Origin of the sequence: Mycobacterium fragae (genome assembly GCF_002102185.1) — a bacterium.
Taxonomy (GTDB): domain Bacteria; phylum Actinomycetota; class Actinomycetes; order Mycobacteriales; family Mycobacteriaceae; genus Mycobacterium; species Mycobacterium fragae.
In genome coordinates this window covers 153,338-169,480 of sequence record NZ_LQOW01000014.1, presented here as the reverse complement: position 1 = coordinate 169,480, position 16,143 = coordinate 153,338, and the positions used below count along the sequence as shown (strand labels likewise).

General features: G+C 69.4%; 14 protein-coding genes. 8 read left to right on the top strand and 6 right to left on the bottom strand.

What is annotated here, in order from left to right; genetic code table 11:
• Nucleotides 1–4 precede the first annotated feature (4 nt).
• Nucleotides 5–859 (top strand): TIGR02569 family protein, encoded by an 855-nt coding sequence (locus tag AWC06_RS07280; RefSeq protein WP_085195858.1) that lies wholly within the window; start codon nt 5–7, stop codon nt 857–859.
• Here AWC06_RS07280 and AWC06_RS07275 read toward each other — a convergent pair.
• Nucleotides 856–1,152, bottom strand: coding sequence for an MGMT family protein (locus tag AWC06_RS07275; protein ID WP_085195856.1), 297 nt, complete (start codon nt 1,150–1,152; stop codon nt 856–858). The two genes, AWC06_RS07280 and AWC06_RS07275, sit on opposite strands and share 4 nt — an antisense overlap.
• 1 nt (nt 1,153) lies before the next feature.
• A complete protein-coding gene (locus AWC06_RS07270) occupies nt 1,154–1,933 on the bottom strand; it encodes an alpha/beta fold hydrolase (protein ID WP_085195854.1) in 780 nt (259 codons plus the stop codon).
• A 76-nt stretch (nt 1,934–2,009) separates the two neighbouring features.
• Between AWC06_RS07270 and AWC06_RS07265 the strand changes: the two genes are divergently transcribed.
• Nucleotides 2,010–5,120: an ATP-dependent DNA helicase gene (locus AWC06_RS07265; RefSeq protein ID WP_085195852.1), complete on the top strand. Its 3,111-nt coding sequence runs from the start codon at nt 2,010–2,012 to the stop codon at nt 5,118–5,120.
• Complete coding sequence (locus tag AWC06_RS07260) at nt 5,117–8,356, top strand: ATP-dependent helicase (protein ID WP_085195850.1); 3,240 nt, start codon at nt 5,117–5,119, stop codon at nt 8,354–8,356. Before AWC06_RS07265 ends, AWC06_RS07260 begins: the two co-directional genes overlap by 4 nt.
• On the opposite strand, the gene AWC06_RS07255 is transcribed toward AWC06_RS07260, so the two are convergent.
• Entirely contained in the window at nt 8,340–8,735 is a 396-nt protein-coding gene (locus AWC06_RS07255) for a DoxX family protein (protein WP_085195848.1), read from the bottom strand. The two genes, AWC06_RS07260 and AWC06_RS07255, sit on opposite strands and share 17 nt — an antisense overlap.
• Nucleotides 8,736–8,774: 39 nt before the next feature.
• Here AWC06_RS07255 and AWC06_RS07250 point away from each other — a divergent pair, with 39 nt between their 5' ends.
• On the top strand, nt 8,775–9,842 hold the full coding sequence (locus tag AWC06_RS07250) for a potassium channel family protein (protein WP_085195846.1): 1,068 nt from the start codon (nt 8,775–8,777) through the stop codon (nt 9,840–9,842).
• Between the two features lie 10 nt (nt 9,843–9,852).
• Nucleotides 9,853–10,776 carry an NAD(+) diphosphatase gene (gene nudC, locus AWC06_RS07245; protein ID WP_085195844.1) on the top strand — a complete coding sequence of 308 codons (924 nt, stop codon included), beginning with the start codon at nt 9,853–9,855 and terminating at the stop codon, nt 10,774–10,776.
• A 2-nt stretch (nt 10,777–10,778) separates the two neighbouring features.
• Here nudC and mrx1 read toward each other — a convergent pair whose 3' ends face one another.
• A complete protein-coding gene (gene mrx1, locus AWC06_RS07240; protein ID WP_085195842.1) occupies nt 10,779–11,042 on the bottom strand; it encodes a mycoredoxin Mrx1 in 264 nt (87 codons plus the stop codon).
• Nucleotides 11,043–11,130: 88 nt separating this feature from the next.
• Here mrx1 and AWC06_RS07235 point away from each other — a divergent pair, with 88 nt between their 5' ends.
• The 3 genes from AWC06_RS07235 (at nt 11,131) to AWC06_RS07230 (ending at nt 13,821) form a co-directional block, all read left to right on the top strand.
• A complete protein-coding gene (locus AWC06_RS07235) occupies nt 11,131–13,233 on the top strand; it encodes an ATP-dependent DNA helicase UvrD2 (protein ID WP_169715312.1) in 2,103 nt (700 codons plus the stop codon).
• 87 nt (nt 13,234–13,320) lie between these two features.
• Entirely contained in the window at nt 13,321–13,446 is a 126-nt protein-coding gene (locus AWC06_RS23795; RefSeq protein WP_264033113.1) for a hypothetical protein, read from the top strand.
• 132 nt (nt 13,447–13,578) lie between these two features.
• Entirely contained in the window at nt 13,579–13,821 is a 243-nt protein-coding gene (locus AWC06_RS07230) for a WhiB family transcriptional regulator (protein ID WP_085195838.1), read from the top strand.
• Between the two features lie 67 nt (nt 13,822–13,888).
• On the opposite strand, the gene AWC06_RS07225 is transcribed toward AWC06_RS07230, so the two are convergent.
• Nucleotides 13,889–15,232, bottom strand: coding sequence for a macrolide-binding ATPase MABP-1 (locus tag AWC06_RS07225; RefSeq protein WP_085195836.1), 1,344 nt, complete (start codon nt 15,230–15,232; stop codon nt 13,889–13,891).
• A gap of 43 nt (nt 15,233–15,275) precedes the next feature.
• Nucleotides 15,276–16,127, bottom strand: a complete 852-nt coding sequence (locus tag AWC06_RS07220; protein ID WP_085195834.1) for a cyclodehydratase — start codon at nt 16,125–16,127, stop codon at nt 15,276–15,278.
• Between the last annotated feature and the right edge of the window lie 16 nt (nt 16,128–16,143).

Below are 16,143 nucleotides of genomic sequence, written 5' to 3'. Positions count from 1 at the left end.
TCGTGTGAGTTTCGAGCCGCCGCCCGAGCATGTATTGGCGGCGTTCGGTTTGAGCGGTGTGCGGCCCGTGCCGTTGGGGGCCAGCTGGGAAGGCGGCTGGCGGTGCGGCGAAGTGGTGCTGTCGATCGTGGCCGACAACGCCCGTGCCGCTTGGTCAGCACGGGTGCGTGAGACCCTGTTCGTCGACGGCGTACGGCTGGCCCGGCCGGTGCGCTCGACAGATGGGCGCTACGTGGTTTCCGGTTGGCGGGCAGACACATTCGTCGCCGGCAGGCCGGAGCCCCGGCATGACGAGGTCGTCTCGGCGGCAGTGCGCCTGCACGAGGCCACCAGCAAACTGGAACGGCCCCGGTTTCTCACCCACGGCCCAACGGCGCCCTGGGCGGAGGTCGACGTGTTCATCGCGGCTGACCGCGCCGCGTGGGAAGAGCGGCCGTTGGCCTCGGTGCCCCCGGGGGCACGGGTGGCTTCTCCCACGGCCGACGGGCAGCGGTCGATCGATTTGATCAACCAGCTTGCCGGCCTACGGCGGCCGACCAAGAGCCCCAACCAGCTGGTCGACGGAGATCTCTACGGGACAGTGCTGTTCGCCGGCACCGCCGCACCCGGGATAACGGACATCACGCCCTATTGGCGGCCCGCGTCGTGGGCGGCGGGCGTGGTCGTCGTCGACGCATTGTCGTGGGGAGAAGCCGACGAAGGCCTTATCGAGCGTTGGAGCGCATTGCCGGAGTGGCCGCAGATGTTGTTACGGGCGTTGATGTTTCGACTCGCGGTCCACGCGCTGCATCCACGCTCGACCGCCGAGGCCTTCCCGGGACTGGCACGCACCGCTGCCCTCGTTCGGCTGATCCTTTAAAGCTCGTGACGGACCTCGGCTAGCGCAATCCTGCCGTCAACCGCCAAAACCCCTTCGGCGCGCAGCAATTCCAGCTGCCGGGTGGCAAGGTGTCGCGCCGGCCGGCCGGACGCCGTGATCACTCGGTGCCAGGGCAGATCCGCGGAGTCCGTGCGCATGATCCACCCGACGATCCGTGGGCTGGAAAGCCCTGCGGCAGCGGCGATATCACCGTACGTGACGACCCGGCCCGCGGGGATGGCGGCGACCAGGGCGCGCACTCGCTCGACTTGCTCGTCGGTCACCGGTGCCATGTCAGCGCATCCGTTCCCGGATCAGCGCGGCGACCTCGGCCGGCTTGGCCTGCGCAACCATGTGCTCGCAGTCGAAATCCAACAGCCGGAAACCGGGTCCCAGTCGGTCGCGCAAGGCGGCGATCAACTCATCGGTGACATACGGCGGCGACGTCGAGGTAGCCCGCACCAGCGTCGTCTCGATTCCTCTGGGCGGCAGCCTGATTCCCCGGGCGAGCTCGCTCCAATAGGACATCATCGCCGGTAGGCTGATCCGCCAACCATAGCGACCGCTCGGCAGCGCGACCAGGTGCTCGTCGAGCTCGGCTTGCAGGATGGCCGGGTCCACATCGGCCCACGAGCCCGTCGCCTTCTCAGCGCGGGCTTCTTCGGCGTTCGGGTAGTCGGGGGAGGCCAGCATCTCCTCGGCGATCTCACCCATCCAGACACCGTCTAGCGCGATCGCCGGGTCAAGCAACACCAGCGCTGCCACCCACTCGGGATGAGCGGCGGCCAGGTGCATGGCGACCGCGCCCCCGAACGAATGGCCGACGACGACCACGGGGGCGTCGGCGTGCCGGTCGAGCAGCGCTGCCAGCGCCTCGACATTGGCATCGATGGTCCACGGTGCGGCCCACGTCGATCTGCCATGGCCGATCAAATCGGGTGCAGCCACACTGATCTCGCCCAGGTGGTCGGTGGCCAGCGGTTGCCAGCGCTTCCCATGTCCGGTCAGCCCGTGAATCGCCAACACTTGCACCGGTTCCGCCGGGCCGTAACGGTGCACGTGCAGGTCGGTCACGCGTTGATGGTGCCAGCTGACGTCACCTCGTCGTCGGCCGGGCCGACTTGTCGGACCCTCGTGATGTCATGCCGCTATGTCTGATCGTTGGGGCCGCGAAGCGCGAGCAGTGCTGGATCCCGGTCTGCGCGGGCTGGTTCGGGTGTTGGGCGGTCCCGGAACCGGCAAGAGCTGCCTGCTGGTCGACGCGGCGGCCGCCCGTATCCGCGCCGGCGCAGATCCCGAATCGGTTCTGTTGCTGACCGGTTCGGGCCGGATCGGGGCGCGGGCGCGCAGCGCGTTGACCACGCAGCTGTTGCGTTCGCGGGCGGACGCTCCGTGCCGTGCGGTGATCCGCCAGCCACTGGTGCGTAGCGTGCACAGCTACGCGTTCGCGGTACTGCGACTGGCCGCCCAGCGTGCCGGCGCTCCGCCACCTCGCCTGGTGACCAGCGCCGAACAAGACGCGATCATCGCCGAATTGCTCGCCGGTGATATCCAGGACGGCACGGGTGCGGCGACGGCGTGGCCTGCTGAGCTACGGCCGGCCCTGCGCACTGCGGGTTTCGCCGCCGAGCTGCGTGACCTGCTGGCCCGCTGCGCGGAACGCGGCGTTGACCCGCGCGAGCTGCAGCGGCTGGGCCGGTTGTGCGGTCGTCCGGAGTGGACCGCCGCAGGCCAATTCGCGTGCCAGTACGAGCAAGTGATGCTGCTGCGGGCTGCGGTAGGGACGGCGGCTCCGCAGGCGACGACGCCCGCGGTGGGGGCGGCCGAACTGGTCGGGGCCGCGCTGGAGGCGTTCGCCGCCGACCCGGAATTGCTGGCCGCGGAGCGCGCCCGGATTGCGGTGCTGCTGGTGGACGATGCCCAGCAGCTGGACCCGCAAGCCGCCCGGCTGGTTCGGGTGCTGGCGGCCGGCGCAGATTTGACCCTGCTGGCCGGCGACCCGGCCCAGGCGGTGTTCGGGTTCCGCGGGGCCGAGCCGGCTGCGCTGTTGGGAGCCGATTCGCCGTCGGTGGCGCTGACGGTCTCGCACCGCTGCGCTCCGGCGGTGGCACGGGCCATCTCCGGCATCGGGAGCCGGCTTCCCGGCAACAACGAAATAGCCGGCAGCGGAACGGATTCCGGATCGGTGACGGTTCGGCTGGCCGCCTCCGCGCACGCGGAGGCGGCGCTGATCGCCGACGCGCTGCGGCGCGCACATCTCGTCGACGGTGTGCCGTGGTCACAGATGGCGGTCATCGTGAGGTCGGTGCCGCGCGCCACCAACGGGTTGTCGCACGCGCTGGCGCGGGCCGGGGTTCCGGTGGCCCCGACTGCGGTCGCCGGTTCACTGTCCGACCAGCCCGCTGTACGGGCGTTGCTGACGGTGCTGGCCGCCACCGCCGACGGGCTGAACGGCGACCGGGCCCTCGCGCTGTTGACCGGGCCCATCGGCCGGGCCGACCCGATTCTGCTTCGCCAGCTGCGACGCGCGCTGCGCCGCAGCGATAAGAACGGCCTGCCAAGGGAATTCGGCGAGTTGCTGGTGGAGGCGCTGTCCGGCGAAGCGTCGTCGGGGCTGACCGCCGCGCAGGCCAGACCGCTGCGACGGGTACGCGCGGTGCTGGACGCTGCGAGCCGCTGTCATCGACGCGGCGCGGATCCGCGCTACACCCTTTGGGCGGCCTGGCAGCGTTCGGGCCTGCAACGTCGCTGGCTGGCGGCCGTTGAGCGGGGCGGCACGTCCGGCGCGCAGGCCGGCCGAGACCTCGACGCGGTGACGGCTCTGTTCGACGTCACCGACCAATACATGTCCCGCACGGCCGGTACGTCGCTGCTCGGGCTCATCGACCACGTCGGCGCCCTGCAACTGCCCGCAGTCAGCCCCGGGCCGGTAGCTGCGGCGGAGCAGGTCGCCCTGCTCAGCGCGCACGCTGCCCTCGGACAGGAGTGGGATCTGGTGGTCATCGCCGGCCTGCAGGAAGGCTTGTGGCCCAACACCATTCCGCGCGGCGGCGTACTGGGTACGCAGCGGCTGCTCGACGTTCTCGACGGGGTCGGCGACAAGGCCTCGATGAGCGCACCGCTGCTCGCCGAGGAACGCCGGCTGCTAATGGCGGCGATGGGCCGAGCGCGCAAGCACCTACTGGTGACCGCGGTCGACGGGGAGGGTGACGAGACCGACCTGCCCTCGCCGTTTTTCGTCGAGATCGCGCGGTGGGCCACGGGGGATCTCGACACCTCCCCGGTCACAGCGCCGCGGCTGCTGTCGGCGGGTGCGGTGGTCGGCCGGCTGCGCGCTGTGGTGTGCGCGCCGGAGGGCGCGGTGAGCGACGCGGTGCGTGGTTGTGCGGCAGCGCAATTGGCCCGCCTGGCCAGGGCGGGCATTTCGGGCGCTGACCCGACCGAGTGGCATGGCATGACGCCGGTCAGCAGCACCGAGCCGCTGTGGAGCGGTGGCGGTCACACGGTCACCCTGACGCCGTCGAGCTTGCAGACGTTGACCGACTGCCCGCTGCGCTGGCTGGCCGAACACCACGGTGGAACGGACGCGCGCGATCTGCGCTCCACGATCGGTTCGCTGATGCATGCGCTGATCGCCGAATCGGCACGCAGCGAGTCGCACTTGCTGGTCGCCCTGGAGCGGGCTTGGCAACATCTGCCGTTCGAATCCCAGTGGTATTCCGCCAACGAGCTGGCCCGCCATCGCGCCATGATCCAGACGTTCCTCGGCTGGCGGGCCCAGTCGCGCCGCGAGCTGACCGAGGTCGGCGTGGAGGTCGACGTCGACGGGGTCCTCGACGGTCAGGGCGGCGCGGCCGGCAACGTGCGGCTGCGCGGCCGCGTCGACCGGATCGAACGCGACGGCGCCGGCCGCCTGGTCATCGTCGACGTCAAGACCGGGAAAAACCCGGTCAGCAAGGACGACGCGCAACGGCATGCCCAGCTGGCGATGTACCAGCTGGCGGTGGCCGAAGGCTTGATGCCGCACGGTGACGAGCCCGGCGGCGCGCGCTTGGTTTACCTGGGCAGGACCGGGCCGGCGGGCGCCCTTGAACGCGAACAGGACCCTTTGACCCCCGCGACACGCGCCGAGTGGCGCGACCTGGTCGGGAAGGCCGCCGCCGCCACGGCCGGCCCGATGTTTGTGGCCCGGATCAACGACGGCTGCACGCATTGCCCGCTGCGGCCGAGTTGCCCCGCCCACGCCGGGGGATCGCAATGACGCCGCACTACAGCCCCGCTGAGTTGGCTTGCGCCCTAGGTGTTTTCGAACCGACCGCCGAGCAGGCGGCGGTGATCGCGGCGCCGCCGGGACCGCTGGTGGTGATCGCGGGCGCCGGCGCCGGGAAAACGGAGACGATGGCCGCGCGGGTGGTGTGGCTGGTCGCCAACGGCTACGCCGAACCCGGCCAGGTGCTGGGATTGACATTCACCCGCAAGGCCGCCGGCCAGCTGCTGCGGCGGGTCCGCTCGCGGCTGGCCCGGCTGTCCGGCGTAGGCCTGTTGGCCGCCGAGCCCGCCGACGCTCCGACGGTCAGCACCTATCACGCCTTCGCCGGCCGGCTGCTGCGCGACTACGGCCTGCTGGCCGGGGAGGGATTTCAGCCGGTCGAGCCGGATACCCGGCTGCTCAGCGAGACCGAACTGTGGCAGCTGGCGTTCGACGTGGTCAACGGATATCGCGGCGAGCTGCACACCGACAAGACCCCGGCCACGGTCACCTCGATGGTGCTTCGGTTGTCGGGTCAGCTCGCCGAGCACCTTGTCGACACCGGGCAGCTGCGCGATACCCACGTCGAGCTCGAACGGTTGGTGCACACCCTGCCGGCGGGCCGCTACCAGCGCGAGCGCGGCCCCAGCCAGTGGCTGTTACGGATGCTGGGCACTCAGACCGAGCGCGCCGAGCTGGTTCCGCTGATCGACGCGTTGCACCGGCGGATGCGCGACGAGAAGGTGATGGACTTCGGTGCGCAGATGGCCTACGCCGCGCGGCTGGGCTCGGCGGTTCCGCAGGTCGGCGAGCAGCTGCGCAACCGCTACCGGGTGGTGCTGCTCGACGAATACCAAGACACCGGATACGCCCAGCGCGTCATGTTGTCGTCGCTGTTCGGCGGCGGGGTGGACGACAAGCTGGCATTGACCGCGGTCGGTGACCCGATTCAGTCCATCTACGGCTGGCGCGGTGCCTCGGCGACCAACCTGCCCCGGTTCAGCACCGATTTCCCGCGGCACGACGGCAGCCCGGCGCCGGTCCTGGAACTGCGGACCAGCTGGCGCAATCCGCCACGAGCGCTGCGCGTGGCCAACGCCGTCTCGGCCGCGGCGCGCCGGCGTTCGGTGGCCGTGCGCGCTCTTAGTTCCCGCCCGAACGCCGCGCCGGGCACCGTCAACTGCGCGCTGCTACCCGACGTGGCGGCCGAACGCGAGTGGATCGCCGATCACCTGCAACGGCGCTATCAGCAAGCCAACGCCGACGGGGCGGCGCCGCCGACCGCCGCGGTGCTGGTGCGGCGCAACGCCGACGCCGCGCCGATGGCCGATACGCTGCGTGCCCACGGTATCCCGGTGGAAGTCGTTGGCTTGGCTGGGCTGCTGTCCATCCCCGAAGTCGCCGACTTGGTCGCGATGCTGCGGCTGGTCGTCGACCCGACCGCCGGTGCTGCCGCGATGCGGGTGCTCACCGGCCCGCGCTGGCGCCTCGGTGGCCGTGACATCGCCGCGTTGTCGCGGCGCGCCGTAGCCCTGAGCGACGGGACACCCCAAGCCGATTCCGCCGAGCAGATCGCCGCTGCGGCCGCGCCGGACGCCGACGCGCCGGGCCTGGCCGACGCGCTCGTCGATCCCGGACCGGCGAGCGCCTATTCGCCGACGGGCTATCGGCGCATCGTCGCGCTCGCCGACGAGCTGGCCACGCTGCGCAGTCATCTCGGTCATCCGCTGCCCGACCTCGTCGCCGAGGTGCGCCGGCTGGTGGGCGTCGACTGCGAGGTCCGGGCGGCGCGGGCGGCGCCGGGCTGGACGGGCGCCGAACACCTCGACGCCTTCGCCGACGTGGTCAGCGGCTACGCCGGGCGGGCGACCACTACATCTGTCGCGGGCCTGCTGGCTTACCTGGATGCGGCCTCGGTCGTCGAGAACGGTTTGCCGCCGGCCCAGTTCGCCATCGCCAAGGATCGGGTGCAAGTGCTCACCGTGCACGCCGCCAAGGGTCTGGAGTGGCAGCTGGTGGCCGTCCCGCACCTGTCGGCGGGAGTGTTCCCGTCGACCGCGTCGGCTCGCACCTGGCTCACCGACGCCGCCGACCTGCCGCCACTGCTGCGCGGCGACCGCGCGTCGACCGGTGTGCACGGCGTCCCGGTCTTGGATACCTCGGATGTCACCGATCGAAAGCAACTGTCGGACAAGATTTCAGCGCATCGCCGCCAACTGGAGCAACGGCGACTCGATGAAGAGCGCCGACTGCTCTACGTGGCGATCACCCGCGCCCAGGACACCCTGCTGCTGTCCGGCCACCACTGGGGCGCAACCGGGATCAAGCCGCGCGGCCCATCGGATTTCCTGTGCGAGCTCAAGGATGTCATCGAAGGCCAGGACTGCGGCGTGGTCGAACACTGGGCACCGGCGCCGGCAGATGGCGAACGAAACCCGTTGCATGACAGCGTTGTCGAAGCACTGTGGCCGGTCGATCCGCTCGGGGCACGGCGCGCCGACGTCGAGCGCGGTGCGGCGCTGGTGAACGCGGCGCTGTCGGCCGACGCACCGCCACCGACGGCAGACGCCGAAGGTTGGGCGGCCGACGTCGATGCGCTACTCGACGAGCGTGCCCGGGCCGTCCAACCACAGATACAAGCGCTGCCCAGCCAACTGTCGGTCAGCAGCCTGGTGGACTTGGCTCGTGACCCGGACGAAGCGATGCAAAGGCTGGCGCGCCGCCTTCCGGCGCGTCCGGACCCGCATGCGTTGCTGGGCAACGCATTTCACGAGTGGGTCCAACGGTTCTACGGAGCCGAGCGATTGTTCGACCTCGCCGACCTGCCCGGCGCGGCAGATACCGACATTGCGCAGGCTGACACCGAGAAGCTGGCCGAGTTGCAGGCGGCCTTTCTCGGCTCACCGTGGGCGTCGCGCACGCCCGTTGCCGTCGAAGTTCCGTTCGAGATGGCCATCGGCGCCACCGTGGTGCGCGGTCGCATCGACGCGGTCTTCGCCGACCCGGACGGTGGCGCCACCGTGGTGGACTGGAAGACCGGCGAGCCGCCCCACGGCCCGCAGGCCGCCCGGCACGCCGCCATTCAGCTCGGCGTCTATCGGCTGGCCTGGGCGGCGCTGTCCGGTTGCTCGGAGTCGTTGGTGCGCACCGCGTTTCACTATGTACGCACCGGCGCCACCGTCATGCCCGATGTGCTGCCCGAGCCCGAGGAGCTGGCCGCGCTGCTCGACGCTAGGCGTTGCGCCTGACCTTGAGCGCTTCGGTGATCATCGGAATCTGCAACGGCAGCCGGGCCAGAGCGGCGATCCGCATGGGCCAAGGCTTGTCCCACCACAACCTGACCATGTTGACGTTCGCCGGAAAGACCGCGACGAACAGTGCGACGGCCGCAAGTGCGCCGAACCGCCGGGTCCGTCGCACCAACAGCAGCGTTCCGATGGTGATCTCGGCGACGCCCGACGCGTAGGTGTAGAGCCGCGGGTTTCCGGGCAGCTCGGCGGGAATGATCGTGTCGAACGGTTGCGCCGCCACAAAATGAGTGGCGCCGACGCCCAGCAACAGCGCGGCGAGTCGGTAAGCGGCCGTCGGGCTGGCGTCACGCTGAGCTACTGGTGTGATCGCGGTCATGGTTACATTGTGTCGTGCGCCAGCCGATGACGGGTTGCCGTGGCCAGAGCTAGGTGGCGGCGGAGCGGTGTCGACGAGTCGCTGACCGCCCAGCCGGATTACGCATTGGTCGGCGTGCTGCGGATCCCCGAGAGCCAGATCGGCCCGACCCGCGCAATCTCGCGGCGCATCGGGATCGCGCTGCTGGCGTTGCTGGTTGCGGTGATCGTCGTCTACATCGACCGCGACGGCTACATCGACGTGCGCGGCGGTCGAATGTCGTTTCTGGACTGCCTGTACTTCGCCACTGTCTCGCTGACGACGACCGGCTACGGCGATGTCACGCCGTTAACCGAATCCGCGCGCCTGATCAACATCGTGATCATCACCCCGCTGCGGGTCTTGTTCTTGGTGGTGTTGGTCGGCACGACGATTCAAGTGCTCACCGAGCGGTCCCGGCAGGCATGGAAGATCCAGCGTTGGAGGAACAGAGTGCGCAACCACACCGTCGTCGTCGGCTACGGCACCAAGGGCAAGACGGCGGTCGCCGCGATGCTCAGTGACGGCGTGGCTGCGGGAAACGTCGTCGTCGTCGACACCGACCAAACGCCACTGGATCACGCCGCGGCAGCCGGCTTGGTCACCGTGCACGGCGACGCCACCCGAGCCGACGTGCTGCGGTTGGCTGGGGCGCAGCATGCATCGTCGATCATCGTGGCCACGAGGCGTGACGACACCGCGGTGCTGGTCACACTGACCGCGCGGGAGATCGCACCCCAAGCCAAAATCGTGGTGGCCATCCGGGAGGCCGAGAACCAGCACCTGCTGCGGCGATCCGGCGCGGATTCGGTGGTGGTGTCCTCGGAGACCGCCGGCCGGCTGCTAGGCATCGCCACCACGACACCCAACGTCGTGGAGATGATCGAAGACCTGCTGACCCCGGCCGCGGGCTTCACCATCGCCGAGCGCGAGGTCGAGCAAACCGAGGTCGGCGGCTCCCCGCGGCATCTGTCCGACATCGTGCTCGGCGTCGTCCGCGACGGGCAGTTGCTGCGGGTCGACGCGCCCGAGGTCGACGCCATCGAGGCCAGCGACCGGCTGCTCTACGTGCGCAGCGTCGGAAAGTAGCCCGATCAGCGTGGACTTCCGACTGCAGAGCGTTCCGCTGTTGTCGCGGATCGGCGCTGACCGCGCTGATCAGGTGCGTACCGACGTCGAGGCGGCTACCGCGGGTTGGGCGCAAGCGGCACTGCTGCGGCTGGACTCGCGCAACCAGGTGATGGTCGCGAACGGTCGGGTGGTGCTCGGCAGCGCGAAGGTCTTGGCCGACAAGCCCCCGCCGGATGCGGTGTTTCTCGGCCGCATCGAGGATGGGCGGCACGTGTGGGCGATCCGTGCTCCGCTGGAAGCACCCGAAGATCCTGAGGTGCAAGCCCAGGTGGCCGATCTTCGCCGGGCCGGCCAGCTGTTCGACGAGATCAGCGCGCAGCTGGTGTCCTCCGCCGCGGCACTGCTGAATTGGCATGACAGCAACCGCTTCAGCTCCGTCGACGGCTCACCGACCAAACCAGTCCGGGGCGGCTGGGCGCGGGTCAACCCGCTCACAGGTCATGAGGAGTTCCCGCGCATCGACCCGGCGGTGATCTGTCTGGTCCATGACGGCGGCGACCGGGCTGTGCTGGCTCGCCAGACCGTGTGGCCGGAGCGGATGTTCTCGCTGCTGGCCGGGTTCGTGGAGGCCGGCGAGTCGTTCGAAACCTGTGTGGCCCGCGAGATCCGCGAGGAAATCGGGCTGACCGTTCGCGATGTGCGCTATCTGGGCAGCCAACCGTGGCCGTTTCCTCGCTCGCTGATGGTCGGCTTTCACGCCGTGGCTGATCCCGATCAGGATTTCTCGTTCAACGACGGGGAGATCGCCGAGGCGGCGTGGTTCACGCGCGAGGAGGTGCGCGCCGCCCTTGCCGTCGGCGACTGGACCAGCGGGTCGGACTCCAAACTTCTGCTACCGGGCTCGGTTTCGATCGCTCGGGTGATCATCGAATCCTGGGCGGCTCTTGACTGAACTCACCGCGTCAATTCGGCCAGCTTCGCCTTGACTTCGTTGGCGCCCGGGTTGGTCAGCGTCGACCCGTCGGCGAACTTCACCGTCGGAACCGTGCGGTTGCCGCCGTTGACCGAGCCGACGAATTCCGCGGCGGCGGCGTCTCTTTCGATATCGACCTCGTCGTAGGGAATCCCGGCGGCCTCCAGCATCGTCTTGAGTCGACGACAGTAGCCACACCAGGCGGTCGTGTACATGGTGAGCGCGGCACCAGAAGCATTCGTCATAGTTTCTTCAACATAACTTGCCTCCCGCGTATTGCCGCGGCGTGGCGCTGCCCGGGGTTTGTCGGCGGGCACTGCCAAGATGGACGCCATGCCGGTGATCGCAGACGCCTTGATTGCCGGCCTCGACGACGAGCAGCGCGAGGCCGTGCTGGCCCCGCGCGGACCGGTGTGCGTCCTCGCCGGGGCCGGAACCGGTAAGACCCGCACGATCACGCACCGCATCGCCCAGCTCGTCGCCGCCGGTCATGTCGCCGCCGGGCAGGTCCTGGCGGTCACCTTCACCCAGCGCGCCGCCGGCGAGATGCGCGCCCGGCTGCGAGCATTGGGCGCCGCCGCGGAGACAGGCGAGGGCGCCGGCGCCGTGCAGGCGCTGACGTTTCACGCCGCCGCGCACCGGCAGCTGCGGTACTTCTGGCCGCGGGTGGTCGGAGACACCGGCTGGCAGGTGCTGGAGAGCAAGTTCGCCGTCGTCGCCCGGGCCGCCAGCAGCGCCGGACTGCACCTGAGCACCGACGACGTGCGGGATGTCGCCGGTGAGATCGAGTGGGCCAAGGCGTCGTTGATTTCGCCGGAGCAGTACCCGGCCGCCGTGGCGGCCGCCGGCCGCGACATCCCGTTGGACGCCGCCCAGATCGCCACCGTCTACACGTCGTATGAAGCCCTCAAATCCCGCCGTGACGGCGTTGCGCTGCTCGACTTCGACGACCTGTTGCTGCACACCGCGGCCGCGATCGAGGACGACGCCGCCGTCGCCGAGGAATTCCGGGACCGGTACCGCTGCTTCGTCGTCGACGAATACCAGGACGTGACACCGCTGCAGCAGCGGGTGCTGTCGGCGTGGCTGGGCGACCGTGACGATCTGACCGTCGTCGGTGACGCCAACCAGACCATCTACTCGTTCACCGGGGCCTCACCTCGTTACCTGCTGGACTTCTCGCGGCGGTTCCCGGACGCCACCGTGGTGCGTCTCGAGCGGGACTACCGATCCACGCCGCAGGTGGTGTCGCTGGCCAACCGGGTGATCGCCGCTGCTCGCGGACGGGTGGCCGGCAGCAAGCTGCACCTGGTCGGTCAGCGTGATCCTGGACCAGACCCATCGTTTCGGGAACATCCCGACGAAGTCGCCGAGGCCGCCGCAGTGGCGGCATCGATCGCGAAGCTCGTCGACGCCGGCACGCCGCCGGCCGAGATCGCGGTGCTGTACCGGATCAACGCCCAGTCCGAGGTCTACGAGGAGGCGCTGACCGAGGCCGGCATTCCCTATCAGGTCCGCGGCGGCGAGGGCTTTTTCAGCCGCCAGGAAATCCGGCAAGCGCTGTTGGTGTTGCAGCGCGCGCTCACCCGCGGCGCCGACGGACCGCTTCCCGACGTGGTGCGCGAGCTGCTCGAGCCGCTGGGTTTGACCGCCGAACCGCCGGCCGGCACCCGGGCCCGGGAGCGCTGGGAGGCGTTGACCGCGCTCGCCGAGCTCGTCGACGAGGAGGTGGCGCAGCGCCCGCGGCTGGATCTGCCCGGGCTGCTGGTCGAGCTGCGCAGCCGCGCCGACGCTCGCCACCCACCCGTGGTGCAGGGCGTCACGCTGGCGTCGCTGCACGCCGCCAAGGGGCTGGAGTGGGACGCGGTCTTCCTGGTCGGATTGGCCGACGGCACGCTGCCTATTTCGCATGCGTTGGCTCACGGCGCCGAGAGTGAGGCCGTCGAAGAGGAACGGCGGCTGCTCTACGTCGGAATCACCAGGGCCCGAGTGCATTTGGCGCTCAGCTGGGCGTTATCACGGACCCCGGGCGGGCGGCAGAGCCGCAAACCGTCGCGGTTTCTCAGCGGGTTGGCCCCCCAGACGCAACCCCACTCCGCGCCCAACCGGCCGCGGCGCAACCGCGGCTCCGCACAACGCTGCCGGATCTGCAACAACGTGCTGAGCACACCGGCGTCGATCATGCTGCGCCGGTGTGAGACGTGCGCGGCCGACATCGACGACAAGCTGTTGCTAAGGCTCAAGGACTGGCGGCTGCGTACCGCCAAGGAGCTCAACGTGCCGGCCTATGTGGTGTTCACCGACAACACCCTGATCGCGATCGCCGAGATGCTGCCCACCGACGACGCGGCGCTGGTCGCGATACCGGGTATCGGTGCCCGCAAACTGGAACAGTTCGGCCCGGACGTGCTGCAACTGGTCCGTAACCGCGGATAAAACCGCTGGTAGAAAATCGCTTGCCTGGCCAAGCTGCTACCCTTTAACCTCTTAGCCGCAGTTCCGACAGCGCGAAAGGAGGGAGCCATGATGATCACCACGACTGGCTTCCCCCGTGCTGCGCATGCCGCGGCGGCGGCCGTATTGGCTGCGCCGCGTCATCGCCGTATCGCCGCCGCAGCCGACGCGTCCGTGGATCGAGGGTCCACCTAGGTTCTAGGAATCCCCCGACGGCCACGGACTCGAAATCAGATCCGTGGCCATTATTTTCGGGTCATCCGCCCGCCACCTGGTCCGGATCTTTTGAAAAGACCACCACCCGACCAGGAAGCAGGTGACCAGGACATGTCGACTCTGGAGTTGCCATGTAATCGCGATCCCGACCTGTGGTTCGCCGACACTCCGTCCGGCTTGGAGCGGGCCAAGGCGTTATGCGCTGACTGCCCGATCCGCAGCGCGTGCCTGGCCGCGGCGCTGGAACGGGCAGAACCGTGGGGAGTGTGGGGCGGTGAGATCCTCGACCGCGGCTCGATCGTGAGCCACAAGCGTCCGCGCGGCCGTCCGCGCAAGGACGCCGTCGCCGCCTAGCGCGCGAAAGTGCAACTGGCAACGCATTTCCCGAGAGGGAGCGTCGGTAGTTGCACTCTCGCGGTGGTTAAACCACCGCCGTGTCGGGTTCGGCAAAGCCGGGGATCAGCTCCTCCGAGAGCGCCTTCATCGGCACATGCGCGTCCAGTTGGCACAGAATCGCGCCCACCGACGCGAGCACCCGCATCGGCATCGCCAGCTTGGCCGGCAGGTCCAGCTGTCGCACTGTCCTCATCTGCGACACCGACCGGTCGATACGTTGGGCGGCCGCCCGCTGCAGCCACTTGCGGTTGTAGTGGAACACCTCAACTTCGACGGGTTCGACGTGCTGGCGCAGCATGTCGTCGATGTCGCGCACCGACACCTGCTGGCCCTTCTGGATCAGGCCTGCCTTCTCCATCGTCGGCAGCAGCAGGTCGTAGTTCTTCTCCCGGGCCAGCCGGATCGACATCCCCAACTCGATGGGGAAGCCGCCGGGCAGCGGCGCGACCGCCCCGAAGTCGATGACGCCCATCCGGCCGTCGGGCATCAGCATGAAATTGCCGGGATGCGCGTCGCCGTGGATCATCTCGAGCCGACGCGGCGCGTCGAAGGTGAGTTCGACCAGTCGGGTTCCCATCAGGTCACGCTGTTCGGTGGTCCCGTTGCGGATGATCTCCGCCATCGGGATGCCCTCGATCCACTCCTGGATCACCACCTTCGGCGCGCTGGCCACGACGTGCGGCACCAGGAAGTGCGGGTGGTCCTGGTATGCCTTCGCGAACGCGCGCTGGTTGTCGGCCTCCAGCCGGTAGTCGAGTTCCATCTCGGTGCGCGATATCAGCTCGTCGACCACGCCTTGGACGTCCGCGCCGGGTGCGAGCTGCTTGATCACGCCAACCATGCGCTGCATGGTCTTCAGGTCGGCGCGCAGCGCTTCGTCGGCGCCGGGGTATTGGATCTTGACCGCGACTTCGCGGCCGTCGTGCCACACCGCCTTGTGGACCTGTCCGATGCTGGCCGAGGCCACCGGCGTGTCGTCGAACTCGATGAACCGTTCGCGCCACTTGGTGCCGAGCTGCGCGTCGAGCACCCGATGCACCTTGTGCGCGGCCAGCGGCGGGGCATCCTTCTGCAGCTTGGTCAGCGCTTCGCGATACGGCTCGCCGAATTCCTCGGGAATAGCGGCTTCCATCACGGACAACGCCTGGCCGACCTTCATCGCGCCACCCTTGAGCTCACCAAGCACGGTGAACAGTTGATGCGCGGCCTTCTCCATCAGCTCGGCGTTGACTTCGTCTCTCGACTTGCCGGTCAGTCGCTTGCCGATCCCGAGCGCTGTGCGGCCGGCGATGTTTACCGACAGGCCGGCCAGCTTCGCGTTGCGCGCCGCGCGGCCCCGTTTGATGTCCGTCACAGAACCATCATCCATGACGGCGCCCGGCTCGCCCGCATCGATCTGGCAACAAGTGCTGTCAACAAGAACACAGTGGGTGCCGCGGCCAGTGCCGCGTCACGATCGAACCGGCATGGACATCGAACTCCAGCGTCGAGTTCAACGCCGGCGGCGGCCCCGGATCAGGCATCGAATCGGATCCGCGAACCGCACCGATCACCCGGCTGACCTGGCTGAGCGCCAGAGCTGCCGTCGCCAGAACGGTCGCGCGGTCGGCCGTGCCTACGGTGTCGCGCAGCTGGGCGGCGACGGCCGGCCACGCCGCATCGCGGTCCCTGCGGTGCAAATCCGCGCAGTCCAGGCAGCTGGTGACACCGGGTATGACCAGCGGACCGACCAGGCCGACGCCGTCACGCACCCGAACCAGAAGGTGCGCGACGCGGTGGCTGTGCAGATCGCGGACCAGTCGCGGGTCGGCGACCAGGCAGTCGGACAACACAAATAGGTCGGCTCCGGCGGGCGGCACGGCCGCGTGGGGCTGGCTGCTCTGCCGGAGTCGGGCACCCGAGCAGCGCAGCGCCTCGACGAGCAGTTCGGAGAGCGGCCCGCGCCCGTGCACCCGAATGGACGCCGAGCGGCCGGCTCGTCGCCGGCTCGCGCGGGTGGCGACACCCGCTTCGACCAGTTGCTCGACGAGATCCGCCAAGTCCTCGGCGGGCACCGCCTTCGCCCTGCGTTGCAGCTCGGTTATCGGGGTCGGCGAGTGCATCGAACGCAGCAGCGTGGCCAGCCCGGCGGCGGTCAGGCCGCGGGGCGGTCGGACCAGCACCGCCCGACGCGGATCCCAGCCCACCTGTACAGCGCCGTCGGGTCGCAGCAGGACCAGCATGACGGGGTCCAACGCATACAACGGCGGCGTGGGCTGCGCCATCCTGGCACTGTGCCAC

Excerpts from the sequence above, each read along its gene's own strand:
- AWC06_RS07275 (WP_085195856.1), bottom strand. The coding sequence starts at position 1,152 with ATGGCACCGGTGACCGACGAGCAAGTCGAGCGAGTGCGCGCCCTGGTC.
- AWC06_RS07265 (WP_085195852.1), top strand. The coding sequence starts at position 2,010 with ATGTCTGATCGTTGGGGCCGCGAAGCGCGAGCAGTGCTGGATCCCGGT.
- AWC06_RS07260 (WP_085195850.1), top strand. The coding sequence starts at position 5,117 with ATGACGCCGCACTACAGCCCCGCTGAGTTGGCTTGCGCCCTAGGTGTT.
- AWC06_RS07255 (WP_085195848.1), bottom strand. The coding sequence starts at position 8,735 with ATGACCGCGATCACACCAGTAGCTCAGCGTGACGCCAGCCCGACGGCC.
- mrx1 (WP_085195842.1), bottom strand. The coding sequence starts at position 11,042 with ATGACGAATGCTTCTGGTGCCGCGCTCACCATGTACACGACCGCCTGG.
- AWC06_RS07235 (WP_169715312.1), top strand. The coding sequence starts at position 11,131 with ATGCCGGTGATCGCAGACGCCTTGATTGCCGGCCTCGACGACGAGCAG.
- AWC06_RS23795 (WP_264033113.1), top strand. The coding sequence starts at position 13,321 with ATGATGATCACCACGACTGGCTTCCCCCGTGCTGCGCATGCCGCGGCG.
- AWC06_RS07230 (WP_085195838.1), top strand. The coding sequence starts at position 13,579 with ATGTCGACTCTGGAGTTGCCATGTAATCGCGATCCCGACCTGTGGTTC.
- AWC06_RS07225 (WP_085195836.1), bottom strand. The coding sequence starts at position 15,232 with ATGGATGATGGTTCTGTGACGGACATCAAACGGGGCCGCGCGGCGCGC.
- AWC06_RS07220 (WP_085195834.1), bottom strand. The coding sequence starts at position 16,127 with ATGGCGCAGCCCACGCCGCCGTTGTATGCGTTGGACCCCGTCATGCTG.